The organism is Bifidobacterium simiarum (assembly GCF_002802905.1).
GTDB lineage: Bacteria > Actinomycetota > Actinomycetes > Actinomycetales > Bifidobacteriaceae > Galliscardovia > Galliscardovia simiarum.
Genome location: NZ_PEBK01000008.1, coordinates 40722 through 56943 on the forward strand (window position 1 = coordinate 40722; position 16222 = coordinate 56943).

The following is a 16222-nucleotide window of genomic DNA, read 5'->3' on the forward strand; positions in this document are numbered from 1 at the left end:
CCATGGCCGATCATACCGATCACACCGGCTGCGCTGGCTCCCGGACCGACTTCGAGGTCTACGTCCACGTCCCGTTCTGCCTGCGCCGGTGCGGGTACTGCGATTTCAACACGTACACCGCGCCGGATCTCGGCGGCGGAGCCAGCCGCGGCAACTATGCGAACACGGTGATCCGCGAGATGGAGCTTGTCCGCGCATGGCAGGAGGACCACGGCATCGAGGAGCCAGCGGCGAGCACCGTCTTCTTCGGCGGCGGCACGCCGACCGTGTTGTCCGCGGCCGATCTGACGGCCATACTCGGCGCGGTGCGACGGATCTGGGGGCTGGCACCCGGCGCGGAGATCACCACCGAGGCCAATCCGGACACCGTGGACGAAGCCTATGTGGCCGAACTGGCCGACGGGGGATTCACCCGCATTTCGTTCGGCATGCAGTCGGCGGTTCCGCACGTACTGCGCACGCTTGACCGCACGCATACGCCGGCGAACGTGGAGGCCGGCGTCCGCGCGGCCGATAAGGCCGGACTGTGGTCCAGCGTCGACCTGATCTACGGGGCGCCGGGGGAGAGTCTCGACGACTGGCGCACCTCGGTGCGCACGGCGATCGATTTGGGGGTGGACCACATCTCCGCATACGCGCTGACCGTGGAGCCGACCACGAAGATGGGACGGCAGATCGCGGCTGGGCTGATTCCCCGTCCCGACGACGATGACGAGGCGGCGAAGTACGAGATCGCCGACGAACTGTTCTCGGAAGCCGGTCTGCGATGGTACGAGATCTCGAACTGGGCGCGCCCCGGCTTCGAATCGCGGCACAATCTGGGATACTGGCGTAACGTGGACTGGGCCGGTCTGGGTCCCGGTGCGCATTCGCACTACAACGGCGCCGGTAGCGCCGGCCGGGGGCTGCGGTCGTGGGACATCGCGCATCCGAGGATGTGGGGGACCGCCATACGCTCCGGCAAGGTCCCGTGGGCCGACGACGAGTCCATCGACGCCGAGGCGGACATCGAGGAGTTCGTGATGCTCGCCGTCCGGCTGAGGGAGGGGCTCGCCCTCGCCGATCTCGTCCGACGGCTTCGGAACGACCGGGGCATGGACGAGCGCGTGGCCGCCGGGATTGCCGGCGACATCGCGCGGCGGGCCGACGACGAGGGTCTGGCCGAGGTGACCGACGGACGGATGATCCCGACCCTGAAGGGCCGTCTGCTCAACGACACGCTGATCGAGGAGATGCTGGAGGCCATCGACGCGGCCTAACGCCGACGCCGTGGCTTTCGGGGGTATCGCACGGGAACGCGAGTCCTGAGAAAGCCACGGCGAATTGTGATGAAACTGTCATGTTCCCGCGTGTCGCATGGGGCGACGACGATGTCGTTCCAGCCAGTGAACTGGGAAACGGCCGTTTTCACGCATGATTTCGACCTGCCGTCTCACAATGTGAAATCTTTGAAATCCGTTTATTTGTAAAGTCTTTAAAACTTTTGGCAATTGTGATATGCGTCGGCGTTTGCAAGTAAGATACAGATCGGCTGTAATCTAACAAGGCAATTGAACCGCAGGTGAATCCTGCCCTAATCCAGAGGTGATATCGGTGACATTGAACGCTCCGCTAGACCTGACGATCCATGCACCCGAGGGGATGTATGACCCGACTTCAGAGCATGATGCTTGCGGCGTCGGCATGGTCACCACCCTCAACAAGAAACCCGAACACAAGATCGTCGAGGACGCGATTCAGGTCCTGATCAACCTCGATCACCGCGGTGCCGTCGGCGCCGAGGAGAACACCGGCGACGGCGCCGGCATCCTGATGAGCATGCCCGACGAGTTCATGCGCGCCACCATCGACGCCGAACTGCCCGAAGAGGGCCACTACGTGGCCGGCATCGCGTTCCTCGACCGCGACATCGCCACCTCCGGCCAGCAGGAGCAGGCCATCGCCAACATCGTGCGCGAAGAGGGCCTCGAGGTGCTGGCCTGGCGCGTGGTGCCGACGAACCCGAACGGACTGGGCCTGCAGGCGCTGGCCTCGATGCCGTCGTTCAAGACCCTGGTGATCGCCGACGAGGAAGGCAGGCTCGGCGGCCTCGATCTGGAGCGCAAGGCGTTCCGCATCCGCAAGCGCGTGGAGCACGAGGTCGGCATCTACTTCGCCTCCCTCTCCGGACGCACCATCACCTACAAGGGCATGCTCACCACGATGCAGCTGACCCCGTTCTTCCCCGATCTGACGGACGAGCGCATGAAGGCCAAGATCGCCATCGTGCACTCCCGCTTCTCCACCAACACCTTCCCGAGCTGGCCGCTGGCCCAGCCGTTCCGTCTGCTGGCCCACAACGGCGAGATCAACACGATCCAGGGCAACCGCAACTGGCTTTCGGCCCGCGAAGGCAGCCTGAGCTCCGAACTGCTCGGCGACTTCAAGCCGCTGCTGCCGATCTGCATCCCCGGCTACTCCGACTCCGGCACCTTCGACGAATGCCTCGAGCTGCTGCATCTGGCCGGACGTTCCCTGCCGCACGCCATCTGCATGATGCTGCCCCCGGCATGGGAGAAGAACCCTGACCTCGATCCCGACGTGCGCGCGTTCTACGAGTACAACAACACGCTGATCGAGCCGTGGGACGGCCCGGCCGACATCGTCTTCACCGACGGCACCCAGGTCGGCGCCCTGCTCGACCGCAACGGCTTCCGCCCCGGCCGCTGGCAGCTCACCGACGACGGATACATCGTGCTCGCCTCCGAAACCGGCGTGCTCGATCAGATCCCGCAGGACCACATCGTGGCCAAGGGCCGTCTCGAGCCCGGCAAGATGTTCCTCGTCGACACCGACGAAGGCCGCATCATCCCCGACGAGGAGATCAAGAAGAACCTCGCCGCCCAGCACCCGTACCGCAAGTGGGTTGAGGGCAACTCGATCGAGATGAGCGATCTGCCCGCCCGCGAGCACGTCAACCACTCCGGCCAGTCCGTGCAGCGCCGCCAGCGCGCCTTCGGCTACACCGAGGAGGACATCAAGCTCCTGCTCACGCCGATGGCCAACACCGGCAAGGAGCCGCTGGGCTCCATGGGCAACGACACCCCGCTGCCCGCGCTCTCCAAGCGCAGCCGCATGCTGTTCGACTACTTCACCCAGAAGTTCGCCCAGGTCACCAACCCGCCGCTCGACTGGGAGCGCGAGGAGATCGTCACCTGCCTCGAATCCGCCATCGGCCCCGAGGCCAACCTGCTGGACGACACCGAGCTGCACGCCAAGAAGGTGCTGATCCCGCTGCCGGTCATCGACTCCGACGGCATGGCCCAGCTCAAGCGCCTCGATCGCGCCCCGATCCTCGGCGGCTTCTACAAGCCGTACGTCGTCAAGGGCCTGTATCAGGTCGCCGGCGGCGGCAAGGCCCTCGAGGAGCGTCTCGAGGAGATCTTCGGCGAGATCGATCAGGCCATCGCCGACGGCAAGAACTTCATCGTGCTCTCTGACCGCGATTCGAACCACACCTGGGGTCCGATCCCGTCGCTGCTGCTCACCAGCGCCGTGCAGCACCACCTGCTGCGCCGCCACACCCGCACGCAGGTCTCCATGGCCGTGGAGGCCGGCGACGTGCGCGAAGTGCACCATGTGGCCTTGCTGATCGCCTACGGCGCCGCCTGCGTGAACCCGTATCTGGCGCTCGAATCCGTCGAGGACCTCTCCCGCCGCGGCTACGTGAACGTCGAGCCGGCCCAGGCCGTGAAGAACCTCATCAAGGCGCTGTCCACCGGCGTGCTCAAGATCATGAGCAAGATGGGCGTCTCCACGATCATGAGCTACCGTGGCGCCCAGCTGTTCGAGGCCGTGGGCCTGAACAAGGATGTGATCGACCGCTACTTCACCGGCACCACCTCCCGCGTGGAGGGCGTCGGTCTGGACGACATCGCCGAGGAGGTGGCGATCCGCCACCGCGTGGCCTACCCGAACCAGTGGACCGCCTCGCCGCACCGCAACCTGCGCACCGGCGGCGAATACAAGTGGCGTCGCACCGGCGAGGACCACCTCAACGACCCCGAGGCGATCTTCCTGCTGCAGCAGTCCACCCAGCGCGGCGACTACCAGATGTTCAAGAAGTACTCGCACCACATCAACGACACGTCGAACCGTCTGATGACGCTGCGTGGCCTGATGAAGTTCAAGAACGACCGCAAGCCCATCGACATCTCCGAGGTGGAGCCCGCCTCCGAGATCGTCAAGCGCTTCTCCACGGGTGCCATGAGCTACGGCTCGATCTCTCAGGAGGCGCATGAGACGCTGGCCATCGCCATGAACTCCATCGGCGCCCGCTCGAACTCCGGCGAGGGCGGCGAATCCGACGACCGCATCGAGGATCCGAAGCGCTACAGCCGCATCAAGCAGATCGCCTCCGCCCGCTTCGGTGTGACCAGCGACTATCTGGTCCATGCCACCGACCTGCAGATCAAGCTCGCTCAGGGCGCCAAGCCCGGCGAGGGCGGCCACCTGCCCGGCGCGAAGGTCCCGCCGTGGATCGCCAAGGTCCGTCACGCCACCCCCGGCGTGGAACTGATCTCCCCGCCGCCGCACCACGACATCTACTCCATCGAGGATCTCAAGCAGCTGATCAACGATGCGAAGATGGCGAACCCGAAGGCCCGCATCCACGTCAAGCTCGTCTCCGAGTTCGGCGTCGGCACCATCGCGGCCGGCGTGGCCAAGTGCCATGCCGACGTGGTGCTGATCTCCGGACACGACGGCGGCACCGGCGCGGCCCCGATGAACGCCATCAAGCACGCCGGCACCCCGTGGGAGATCGGTCTTTCCGAAACCCAGCAGACCCTCGTGCTCAACGGCCTGCGCTCCCGCATCGTCGTGCAGTGCGACGGCGAGCTGAAAACCGGTCGCGACGTGGTGATCGCCGCGCTGCTCGGCGCCGAGGAATTCGGCTTCGCCACCGCCGCCCTGATCGTCGAGGGCTGCGTGATGATGCGCGCATGCCAGAAGAACACCTGCCCGCAGGGCATCGCCACGCAGGATCCGGAGCTTCGCGCCCGCTTCCGCGGCAAGCCCGAACATGTGGTGAACTTCTTCATGTTCATCGCCGAGGAGGTGCGCGAGATCCTCGCCCAGCTCGGCTTCCGCACGCTCGAGGAGGCCGTGGGCCACGTCGAGTGCCTCGATCAGAACGAGGCCATCGACCGCTGGAAGTCCGGCGGCATCGATCTGAGCAACGTGCTTATGCAGCCCGGCCCGGTGCCCGGCACGATCCTGCACCAGACCATCGAGCAGAACCACGAGCTGGAGAAGGCGCTGGACAACAAGCTCATCGAGCTTGCCCAGCCCGCGCTGGAGAACCGCGAACCCGTGCGCATCGAAATGCCTATCCGCAACGTGAACCGTACGGTCGGCACCATGGTCGGCTATGAGATCACGAAGCGCTACGGCGCCGAGGGTCTGCCCGACGACACCATCGACATGACCCTGCACGGTTCCGGAGGCCAGTCGATCGGCGCGTTCATCCCCCGAGGCGAGACGCTGCGCGTCTACGGCGAGGTCAACGACTACGCCGGCAAGGGTCTCTCCGGCGGCCGCCTGATCGTCCGTGCCGAGGACGGCGTCACCTTCGATCCGCACACCAACGTGATCGCCGGCAACGTCACCGGTTTCGGCGCCACCTCCGGCGAGCTGTTCGTCGCGGGCCGCGCCGGCGAACGCTTCGGCGTGCGCAACGGCGGCGCCACGTTCGTCGTCGAGGGCGTGGGCGACCACGGCTGCGAGTACATGACCGGCGGCACCGTGGTGGTGCTCGGACCGACCGGCCGCAACTTCGGCGCCGGCTTCTCCGGCGGCAACGCCTACGTGCTCGATCTGGACATGGCCAAGGTCAACCCCTCGGCCGCGAAGAACGGTTCGCTGAAGTTCCTGCCGCTGGAAGGCAAGGACGAGCAGCTCGTGCACGATCTGGTGAAGAAGCACGCCGAGGAGACCGGCTCCAAGTTCGCCGAGGGGCTGCTGGCCGACTGGCCGGCCGCCGCGAAGCGCTTCACGCACGTGGTGCCCACGCAGTTCGTGGCCATGACCGAAGCCATGGAGCAGGCCAAGGCCGATAATGTCGATTTCAACGCTCCGGGGGCCTGGGAGAAGGTCTACGAGCAGGTAATGGAAGGAGTGCGCTGACATGGGCGATCCTAGAGGTTTTCTGAAGGTCCGTTCCCGTCGAGAGCTCGCCGAGCGCCCGGTCGCCGAGCGCATCAAGGATTGGCTCGACGTCCACGCCGAATCCGGTCTGCAGCCGTGGACCCAGGAGCAGGCGGCCCGTTGCATGGACTGCGGCACGCCGTTCTGCATGACCGGCTGCCCGCTGGGCAACCTGATCCCCGAGTTCAACGATCTGGTCCGTCAGGGCCAGTGGGAGGACGCCTACAACCGTCTGTCCTCCACGAACAACTTCCCCGAGGTCACCGGCCGCATCTGCCCCGCGCTGTGCGAGGCGGCCTGCGTGCTCGGCATCCACCAGCCTCCGACCATGATCAAGCTCGACGAGCAGACCATCATCGATCAGGCGTGGAACCTCGACTACGTCAAGCCGATGCCCCCGCAGCGACTCACCGACCAGACCGTGGCCGTCGTCGGCTCCGGTCCGTCCGGCCTCGCCTGCGCCCAGCAGCTCACCCGCGCCGGCCACACCGTGGTCGTCTACGAGCGTGACGACGCGATCGGCGGCCTCATGCGCTACGGCATCCCGAACTTCAAGCTCGACAAGTCCCTGATCGACCGTCGAGTGGAGCAGATGGAGGCCGAGGGCACCCGCTTCGAGACCAACGTGGAGATCGGCAAGGACATCTCCTGGGATGATCTGCGCTCCCGCTACGACGCCGTCGTGGTGGCCATCGGCTCCACCGTGCCGCGCGACATGAACCTGCCCGGCCGCGACCTCGACGGCATCCACTTCGCCATGGAGTTCCTGCCCGACGCCACCCGCCGCGTGTGGGGCAAGAAGCCGGTGCATGACATCACCGCCAAGGGCAAGAACGTCATCGTCATCGGCGGCGGCGACACCGGTTCCGACTGCCTCGGCACCTCGATCCGTCAGGGCGCCAAGTCCGTCACCGTGCTGCAGATCATGAGCCAGGAGCCCACCGAGCGTCCCGACAACCAGCCGTGGCCGACCTTCGCCCGCCTCTACCAGAAGACCTCCTCCATGGAGGAAGGCGGCACCTACATCTACGACACCGACTCGGTGGAGTACCTCGGCGACGAGATCACCGACGAGAAGGACGTGCACGTGCTCAACGACACCACGGCCGAGGGCTTCGTGGCCGACGAGAAGGGCCACATCACCGGTCTGAAGATCGTGAAGGTCGCCCCCGGTGAGAACGGTCCGTTCACCCGCCAGCCCGGCACCGAGCGCGTGCTGCCCGCCGATCTGGTGCTGATCTCCGTCGGCTTCCTGCACCCCGACACCACCACGCTGGTCGACCAGCTGCCCGTCGAGCTCGATCGGCGCGGCAACGTGGCCCGCAACGACGACTTCGCCACCAGTCAGGACGGCGTGTTCGCCTGCGGTGACGCCGGACGCGGCCAGTCCCTCGTGGTCTGGGCCATTTCCGAAGGTCGAAGCTGCGCCGCCGCCGTGGACCGCTACCTCACCGGCAGCACCGAGCTTCCCGCGCCGATCGTCGCCTCCCAGCGTCCGATGGCGCTGCCTCGCTGATCCGACGGGACTACGGGTATATACTCACCAAGTAGTCAAGCGAAACGGCGATAAAGGAGCCAGCATGTCCAATCGAGCTGAACGGCGCGCCAACGCCAAGCGTGCGCGCCGCGGCAATTCCCGCAACACCAGGCCTCAGGTGGCCAAGTCCCGCGAGGGCATGGTCGACGAGTACTCGCTGCAGGAGAAGTCGATCAGGTTGCGCAACGGCCAGACGGGGGAGTGGAAGCCCTCCGCCGCCACGCTCGTTCCGGACGCCGAAGAGAGCGCTCACGCCGGGTACATGCGTGAGCCGAAGGCTCTGCGTGCCCCCCACGGGGTGCGCGGCTGGCTCCGTTTCCTGTGTTGGGCGCTGATCGTGCTGTCCGCCATCGCGTTCCTCGTGGTCATGTGGATTCCGAACATGCCCACCTGGTCGGTGATCGTGGTGGCCGCGGTCTTCGCCGTGGGCGTGCTCAGCCTGTTCTTCGTGGCCGGCAATCCCAAGGACAATCCCAACGTCGACGCCAACGGCACCGCCGTGTGATCGGCGGGATCGATCCCGTCCGATACCCAGCCGAGACCGTCGGGGCATCTGCTCCGGCGGTCTTGTCGTATTCGCGGGCCTTCAGACTTCAGGCCGGTGCCGCGCCCGCCGTATCCGCCGGCACGCCCGGCTTCGTCCCTTATGCCGCCTCATACCGGGAAATTACCGGGAAATCGGCGAGCCACTTTTATACTGGAAGTGTTTGCTCACATTCTAAGGAGACGCCTATGAAAGTCGATATCCTCACCCGCGAATACCCGCCGCACATCTATGGTGGTGCCGGCGTGCACGCCGAGGAGCTCTCCAAGGTGCTGGCGGAGCGCATCGACGTCACCGTCCGTGCCTTTGACGGTCCGCGCAAGTCCGAGGACGTTCCCGCCATTCCCGGAGAGGATCCGAAGGGCAGCCTGACTCTGGTCGGCTACGATACGCCGACCGAACTGGCCAACGCCAACGCCGCGCTGAAGACCTTCGGCGTCGACCTGCAGATCGCCAACGACGTGGACGCCGATCTGGTGCATGCGCACACCTGGTACGCCTGCCTCGCCGGCCGACTCGCCCAGCAGCTGCACGAGATCCCGCTGGTGATCACCGCGCACAGCCTCGAACCGTTCCGCCCGTGGAAGCGCGAGCAGCTCGGCGGCGGCTACAACCTCAGCTCCTGGGCCGAGCGCGACGCCTACGAGCACGCCGACGCGATCATCGCCGTCTCCGGCGGCATGAAGAAGGACATCCTCGCCGCCTACCCGAACGTCGACCCCGACAAGGTGCATGTGGTGTACAACGGCATCACCATGAGCGAGTTCGCCACGCCCGCCGCCGACGATCCGGGCTGGGGCGTGTTCGACCGCTACCACATCGACCGCAGCAAGCCCACGCTGCTGTTCGTCGGCCGCATCACCCGCCAGAAGGGTCTGCCGTACCTGCTGCAGGCGCTGCACTTCGTCGACAAGGACGTGCAGGTGGTGCTGTGCGCCGGCGCCCCGGACACCCCGGAGATCGCTGCCGAGGTGAAGAACGCTTTCGCCGAGCTCGACAAGGAGCGCGGCAACATCATCTGGATCGAGGAGATGCTGCCGAAGAACGAGCTGAGCGCGCTGGAGCACGGCTGCGACGCGTTCATCTGCCCGAGCATCTACGAGCCGCTGGGCATCGTGAACCTCGAGGCCATGGCATGCGGCCTGCCCGTGGTGGCCAGCGCCACCGGTGGCATCCCGGAGGTCGTGGTCGACGGGGAAACCGGCTATCTGGTCCCGATCGACCAGCTGCACGACGGCACCGGCACGCCCACCAACCCGGAGAAGTTCGTGCACGACATGGCCGACGCCATCAACAAGGTGATGCGCGATCCCGAGCTCGCCAAGAAGATGGGCGAGGCCGGATACGCCCGCGCCCGCGACGTGTTCAGCTGGGAGACCATCGCCGACAACACCATCGAGGTGTACAAGCAGGTGCTCGGCAAGTAGCCCTGCGAGTCCGGCTCGATACCGAGGGGGAGTCCCGATCGCCCAGCCGTCGGGATTCCCCCTCCTCGTATTCTCCCCGATATCCTTCCGGCATCCTTCGCTCCGATCCCACACCCATCCGTCAGCCCCATATCCGTCAGCTCCATATCCATCCGCCCCATATCCATCGTCGATCAGGAACCCGCATACCATGTCCCATACCCCCTCCACCGCTCCCGATATCGCATTGAAGCTCACCGACGTCGAATTCCGCCGTCAGGGCAGGGTGATCGTCACCGGTGTCAATCTCACCATCCGGCGGGGCGAACGCTGGGTGCTGTTCGGTCCCAACGGCATCGGCAAGTCCACTCTGATCCAGATGATGGCCACCCGTCTGCACCCCAGCGACGGCACGGTGGACATCCTCGGCAACCGTTTGGGCAAGGTGGACGTCTTCTCCTATCGAAACCGGATCGGTCTGTCGTCGGCCGAACTCTCCCGCGCCTTCCCGCCGGACGAGGACCCGCTCGACGCGGTGGTCACCGCGCTCACCGCCACCACCGGCAAATGGCGCGACACCTACGGAGAGGAGGACTACGCCAGGGCGAGGGGCCTGATGCGTCGGTTCGGCGTGGAGTATCTCGCCGGCAAGCAGATGTGGAAGCTGTCCGAGGGGGAGCGCACCCGCATACTCATCTGCCGCGCGCTGATGGCCGATCCCGAACTGGCGATCCTCGACGAGCCGACCACCGGACTCGACCTCGGCGGCAGGGAGCTGGTGGTCGGGGCGCTCTCCGAACTCGGCGCGGAGTCCGACGAAAGGGCCATGGTGCTCGTCACGCACCGTCTGGAGGAGATCCCCGAGGGGTTCGACCACATCGCCATCATGGGCCGGCTGTCCGGCGACGAACGTCAGGCCCACGAAACCAGGGTGAAGGGCGGGGACCCGGCACCCGGCACCATCATCTACACCGGGGATCTGGAGCATGGGCTCACCGAGGAGCGGGTCTCCGCCATCTTCGGTCTGCCGCTGACCGTGGAGCACCGGGACGGCCGGTGGCAGGCGTTCGCCGGATCGGCGCACCGCTGAGCCGGCGGAGTCGGACATCGTATCGGAGCCGGATATCGGGACGGATCGGTGGCGGCCGGCGATGACCGTCACTGTTGCCTCGCATCGTTTATTATGGTGGGGCATGACCGTCGGCATGGCCACGGCATCACGTATCGACACGCACGAACACGCTGACTGACGCATGGAGGAGACCACATGGTGCGACGCGGACCGCTGCAGGCGGGGGAGAAGGTGCAGCTCACCGACCGCAAGGGCAAGAGGATCACCGAACAGCTGGTGCCGGGAGGCACGGTGCAGACCGAACGCGGCGTGCTGTTCCACGACGACATCATCGGACTGCCGGAGGGCAGCGTGGTGACCACGGTCACCGCCGAGGGACAGTCCGAATCCGCGGCGGAGGCGTATCGTCGCAACCCGCGCAAGCCCTGGAAGACGGCGAGAAGGATCGGCGGATGGCAGTACACCGTCATGCGGCCGCGACTGCAGGACTTCATCCTGTCCATGCCGCGCGGCGCGCAGATCATGTATCCGAAGGACATCGCCCAGGTGATCGAGGTGTGCGACATCCGCCGCGGCATGCGGGTGCTGGAATCCGGCGGCGGCAGCGGCGCCATGGGCCTGCACCTGCTGGACGCCGTGGGCGAGGACGGCGAGCTGACCACCATCGAGATGCGTTCCGAGTTCGCCCGCGTCTGCGAGGCCAACGCCACCGTGTACTTCGGTATCCGCCCGGCATGGTGGAACCTCATGGTGGGGGACTTCGACTCCGTGGCCCCCGGCCTGCCCGACGACCATTTCGACCGCATCTTCCTCGACATGCTCGACCCGTGGAACCGGCTGGATCAGGCATGGCGGGTGATCGCCCCCGGCGGCGTGATCACCTGCTACGTCACCACCACCACCCAGATGAGCCGCGTGGCCGAGGCCATGCGCGAATCCGGCCATTGGACCGAGCCGGAGATCACCGAGACCCTGGAGCGCGGCTGGAAGGCGCAGGGGCTGGCGGTGCGGCCGAACCACGAGATGATCGGCCACACCGGATTCCTGATCACCGCACGGGCCATGGCCTCCGGCGTCGACGCCCTGCACAAGCGCGAACGGCCCACCAAGGATGTCTATTCCGACATCGACGATCTGACCGCCGAGCAGCAGCGGGAGCGGCTGGCCGAACTGGAGCTGCGTGACATCTCCGACCGCAAGCTGCGCAAGGTACTGCACGATCTTGACCAGCAGGTGGCAAATATTGCCATTGTGAGCGGTGCGCAGGATGACCGAGGCAGTATAGAATGACTGTACGGTAGCCGGCGAAGCAGCCGCCGGAGAAAGGGCCAGACATGGTGGTCAACCTGAACAAGGTCGCCAAGAAGGCGGGCAAATACAAGTACCAGCTGATGATCATGCGTCATGCGAACGCCAAAAGCGCCGGAGCCGAGGGAGACATCAGCCGCGAGATCTCCGACAAGGGACTTAAGCAGGCGACGAAGGTGGGCAAGGCGCTGGCCGTCGCCTCGCTGATCCCCGATCAGATCATCTGCTCCGGGGCCACCCGCGCGAGGCAGACCACGGAACGTCTGCTCAAGTACTTCGGCGACCGGCCCAAAGTCGAGATGCGGCAGAGCCTGTACGCCGGCGGCATGCAGGCGATCCTCGACGAGATGACGCATGTGCGGCCGAAAACCAGGCGGCTCATGATCGTCGGCCACGAGCCCACGGTGTCGGTGACCAGCCAGTGGCTGGCCGATCCGAGCTCCGATCCGGCGCTGCTGAACATCCTGAATCTGGGATTGTCCACGGCTTCGGTTGTGATTTTCGGTAGCGACAAGCCCTTCGACCAGTGGCAGGTACGAGACGCGATGCTGCTCGCCGTACTGACGCCCAAGGATTGCGAGTAGCACCGGCGCCGTTCGAGGCCATCCAAGGGCCATCCGGGGTGTAGCGGAACGGGCCGGGATGTCAAATCGCCGTCCCACCTCTCCATAAACGCCGTTTATAGCGACATGCAAGCTTGCTGGATAACCGCATATAAGGAAAACTTTGTTAGCCTTTATGCGGTTTTTCTGTTGTTTGCATAACCATTGCATAACCATATTGGAGGATTATGTCTGTCACCACTTCCGTCATCGGCTTTCCCCGAATCGGACAGAATCGTGAGCTGAAGAAGGCGATCGAAGGGTACTGGAAGGGTGCCAATTCGCTGGAGGACGTCCGCGCCACCGCCAAGGAGCTGCGCGCCAAGCACTGGAAGCTCCAGCAGGCCGCCGGCATCGATCTGATTCCGAGCAACGATTTCAGCTACTACGATCAGATGCTCGACACCGCCATCCTGCTCGGCGCCGTCCCGCAGCGCTACAAGGACCTCGGCCTGAACGAGGAGGACACCCTGTTCGCCATCGCCCGCGGATACCAGGGCGAGAAGGGCGACGTGACCGCCCAGCCGATGAAGAAGTGGTTCACCACCAACTACCACTACCTCGTGCCCGAAATCACCGAGGACACCAAGCTCGCCCTGTCCGGCACCAAGCCGTTCGACGAGTACGCCGAGGCCAAGGAGCTGGGCATCGACACCAAGCCGGTGCTGATCGGCCCCTACACCTTCCTCAAGTTCGCCCGCGGCCTCGACGGCGAGGAGCTGAACCTCACCGACGAGCTGGTGGCCGACGCCGCCAAGGCCTACGCCGACGTGCTGGCGAAGTTCAACGAGCTGGGCGCCAAGTGGGTGCAGCTCGACGAGCCCTACCTCGTGTTCGACAAGGAGGAGGGCGATCTCGAGCTCTTCACCACGCTGTACAAGACCATCCTCGCCGCCAAGGGCGACGTCAAGGTGCTGCTGCAGACCTACTTCGGCCACATCGCCGACAGCTACGCCACCGCCCTCGACCTCGGCTTCGACGGCATCGGCCTCGACCTTCTCGAAGGCAAGGACGAGAACCTCGCCGCCGTGGAGCAGTACGGCGCCCCCGAGAACGTGACCCTCTTCGCCGGCGTGGTCAACGGCCGCAACATCTGGCGCAACAACTACGCCGTGAGCCTCGGCCTGATCGACGCGCTGAAGACCAAGGCCGCCAACGTGGCCGTCTCCACCTCCGACTCCCTGCTGCACGTGCCGTTCAGCACCGAAGGCGAGGACAAGCTCGCCCCCGAGGTGCTCAAGCACTTCGCCTTCGCCGTCGAGAAGCTCGGCGAGGTTCGCGAGATCGCCGATCTCGTCGAGGCCGACGACGCCGCCCGCGCCGAATCCGAGGCGCTGAAGGCCAATCAGGCCCTGTTCGACGGCACCCGCGTGGCCGCCGATCCGGCCGTCGCCGCCCGCGTGGCCGCGCTGAGCGACGACGAGTACGTGCGTCAGCCCGCCCGCGCCGAACGTCAGGCCATCCAGAAGGACGAGCTGGGCCTGCCGCTGCTGCCGACCACCACGATCGGCTCCTTCCCGCAGACCCGTGAGGTGCGCTCCACCCGTGCGAAGTTCCGCAAGGGCGAGATCAGCCAGGCCGAGTACGACGAGTTCATCGGCAAGCAGATCGAGGACGTGCTGCGCCATCAGGAGGAGATCGGACTGGACGTGCTGGTGCACGGCGAGTTCGAGCGCAACGACATGGTCGAATACTTCGGCCAGAACCTCAACGGCTTCCTGTTCACCAAGAACGCCTGGGTGCAGTCCTACGGCACCCGCTGCGTCAAGCCTCCGGTGGTGTGGGGCGACGTGAGCCGTGCCAACCCGATCACCGTCAAGTGGAGCTCCTACGCGCAGTCCAAGACCGATCACGTGGTCAAGGGCATGCTCACCGGCCCGGTGACGATCCTCAACTGGTCCTGGCCGCGCGAGGACATCACCCACGAGGCGCAGACCACCCAGCTGGCCCTCGCCATCCGTGACGAGGTGCTCGATCTCGAGGCCGCCGGCATCAAGGTGATCCAGATCGACGAGGCCGCGCTGCGCGAGAAGCTGCCGGTGCGTCGTTCCGACTGGCATGTCAAGTACCTCGACTGGGCCGTGCCCGCCTTCCGTCTGGTGCACTCCGGTGTCAAGCCCGGCACCCAGATCCACACGCACATGTGCTACTCGGAGTTCAACGACATCATCCGCGACATCGACGCGATGGACGCCGACGTGATCTCCTTCGAGGCCAGCCGTGGCGATCTGGTGGTGCTCGATGCCATCCACGACGCCAACTTCGAGACCGAGGCCGGCCCCGGCGTGTACGACATCCACTCCCCGCGTATTCCGTCCGAGGAGGAGATCGTGGACCGCATCCATGAGATCCTGAAGAAGATGGACGTGAACAAGGTGTGGATCAATCCCGACTGCGGTCTGAAGACCCGTGGCAACGCCGAGACCTGGCCGAGCCTGGAGCATCTCGTGGCCGCCGCCAAGCAGGTTCGCGCCGAGCTCGCCAAGTGACGCTTGCCAAGTGAGACTCGCCAGTGACGGCATACGTCGATAGCGACGATCGCATGACCGAATGATCGCTCGTTGAGGGGTGAAGACCAACGGTGGCAACGCCGCCGGGTCCTCACCCCTCGGCGTTTTCGGCTCGTTTGGCCATGATCCATGCCGTGCGGTCATGGTCCGTTCGATCGCACGGCATCACCCAGCCACGGACATACAAGGAGCATTCCATTGCATTCCCCGCAGTTTTCCCTTGAGGTCTTTCCGCCGAAGCGCAACGCGCCGGTGGGCACCATCTACGACACGCTTGACGGCCTGGAAGGACTGAACCCGGATTTCATCTCCGTCACCTACGGCCACGGCACCCATTCCGACCGTTCGGCCACGGCCCGCATCGCCAACACCGTCCGATCCGAATACGGCATTCCCACGGTCGCCCATCTCACCGCGCTCTACTCCGACCATGAGGTGGTCGATCAGGCGCTGGAGATGTTCGACGCCGCCGGCGTGTTCGGCGTACTTGCCCTGCGCGGCGACGTGATCGAAGGCCAGCAGGAGGTGGGGGAGTTCGAGCACGCCAGCGATCTGGTGGCCTACATCCGCGACCGCCGGCCCAACCTCAAGATCTTCGGCGCCTGCTATCCGGAAGGCCACATCGAATGTCCCTCGCTGGACGAGGACATCCGCAACCTGAAGATCAAGGTGGACGCCGGTGCTACGAACCTGATCTCCCAGCTGTTCTACGACAACGAGGACTTCCTGCGCTTCGTCGAGAAGACCCGCGCGGCCGGCATCGACGTGCCGATCGAGGCGGGCATCATGCCGGTCACCAGCGCGGTGTCCGTACGCAACATGGCCCGCAAGAACGCGACCGTCATCCCCAAGGCGCTCAACGCCATGCTGGAGAAGTGGGGCGACGACCGCGAGTCGCTGCGTCGCGCGGGCATCATCTACGCCTCCCAGCAGATCAGCGATCTCGTGGCACAGGGCGTGGACGGCGTCCACCTGTACACGATGAACCATCCCGGCACCACGCGCCGCATCTGGCGCAACGTCGCTCCGCTGTTCCGCGAGGTCTGAGCCGCCGACA

At 65.5% G+C, this 16222-nt stretch carries 10 protein-coding genes; all 10 read left to right on the forward strand.

What is annotated here, in order from left to right; genetic code table 11:
• Positions 1–2: 2 nt before the first annotated feature.
• The 10 genes from hemW (at position 3) to metF (ending at position 16212) form a co-directional block, all read left to right on the forward strand.
• Complete coding sequence (gene hemW, locus CSQ87_RS08445) at positions 3–1259, forward strand: radical SAM family heme chaperone HemW (RefSeq protein WP_100513439.1); 1257 nt, start codon at positions 3–5, stop codon at positions 1257–1259.
• Between the two features lie 334 nt (positions 1260–1593).
• Positions 1594–6165 carry a glutamate synthase large subunit gene (gene gltB, locus CSQ87_RS08450; protein WP_100513440.1) on the forward strand — a complete coding sequence of 1524 codons (4572 nt, stop codon included), beginning with the start codon at positions 1594–1596 and terminating at the stop codon, positions 6163–6165.
• Position 6166: 1 nt separating this feature from the next.
• The gene (locus CSQ87_RS08455; protein WP_100513441.1) at positions 6167–7702 is read left to right on the forward strand and encodes a glutamate synthase subunit beta; all 1536 of its coding nucleotides are present in this window, start codon (positions 6167–6169) and stop codon (positions 7700–7702) included.
• Positions 7703–7766: 64 nt separating this feature from the next.
• Positions 7767–8228, forward strand: a complete 462-nt coding sequence (locus CSQ87_RS08460; RefSeq protein WP_100513442.1) for a hypothetical protein — start codon at positions 7767–7769, stop codon at positions 8226–8228.
• A 227-nt stretch (positions 8229–8455) separates the two neighbouring features.
• The gene (glgA, locus tag CSQ87_RS08465) at positions 8456–9694 is read left to right on the forward strand and encodes a glycogen synthase (protein ID WP_100513443.1); all 1239 of its coding nucleotides are present in this window, start codon (positions 8456–8458) and stop codon (positions 9692–9694) included.
• A 190-nt stretch (positions 9695–9884) separates the two neighbouring features.
• Positions 9885–10763 carry an ABC transporter ATP-binding protein gene (locus CSQ87_RS08470; protein WP_100513444.1) on the forward strand — a complete coding sequence of 293 codons (879 nt, stop codon included), beginning with the start codon at positions 9885–9887 and terminating at the stop codon, positions 10761–10763.
• Between the two features lie 180 nt (positions 10764–10943).
• Positions 10944–12035 carry a tRNA (adenine-N1)-methyltransferase gene (locus CSQ87_RS08475; RefSeq protein WP_100513499.1) on the forward strand — a complete coding sequence of 364 codons (1092 nt, stop codon included), beginning with the start codon at positions 10944–10946 and terminating at the stop codon, positions 12033–12035.
• A gap of 44 nt (positions 12036–12079) precedes the next feature.
• Positions 12080–12637, forward strand: coding sequence for a SixA phosphatase family protein (locus CSQ87_RS08480; RefSeq protein ID WP_100513445.1), 558 nt, complete (start codon positions 12080–12082; stop codon positions 12635–12637).
• Between the two features lie 206 nt (positions 12638–12843).
• Entirely contained in the window at positions 12844–15144 is a 2301-nt protein-coding gene (gene metE, locus CSQ87_RS08485) for a 5-methyltetrahydropteroyltriglutamate--homocysteine S-methyltransferase (RefSeq protein ID WP_100513446.1), read from the forward strand.
• A 219-nt stretch (positions 15145–15363) separates the two neighbouring features.
• Complete coding sequence (gene metF, locus CSQ87_RS08490) at positions 15364–16212, forward strand: methylenetetrahydrofolate reductase [NAD(P)H] (RefSeq protein ID WP_100513447.1); 849 nt, start codon at positions 15364–15366, stop codon at positions 16210–16212.
• Positions 16213–16222 lie beyond the last annotated feature (10 nt).

Excerpts from the sequence above, each read along its gene's own strand:
- hemW (WP_100513439.1), top strand. The coding sequence starts at position 3 with ATGGCCGATCATACCGATCACACCGGCTGCGCTGGCTCCCGGACCGAC.
- CSQ87_RS08455 (WP_100513441.1), top strand. The coding sequence starts at position 6,167 with ATGGGCGATCCTAGAGGTTTTCTGAAGGTCCGTTCCCGTCGAGAGCTC.
- CSQ87_RS08460 (WP_100513442.1), top strand. The coding sequence starts at position 7,767 with ATGTCCAATCGAGCTGAACGGCGCGCCAACGCCAAGCGTGCGCGCCGC.
- glgA (WP_100513443.1), top strand. The coding sequence starts at position 8,456 with ATGAAAGTCGATATCCTCACCCGCGAATACCCGCCGCACATCTATGGT.
- CSQ87_RS08470 (WP_100513444.1), top strand. The coding sequence starts at position 9,885 with ATGTCCCATACCCCCTCCACCGCTCCCGATATCGCATTGAAGCTCACC.
- CSQ87_RS08480 (WP_100513445.1), top strand. The coding sequence starts at position 12,080 with ATGGTGGTCAACCTGAACAAGGTCGCCAAGAAGGCGGGCAAATACAAG.
- metE (WP_100513446.1), top strand. The coding sequence starts at position 12,844 with ATGTCTGTCACCACTTCCGTCATCGGCTTTCCCCGAATCGGACAGAAT.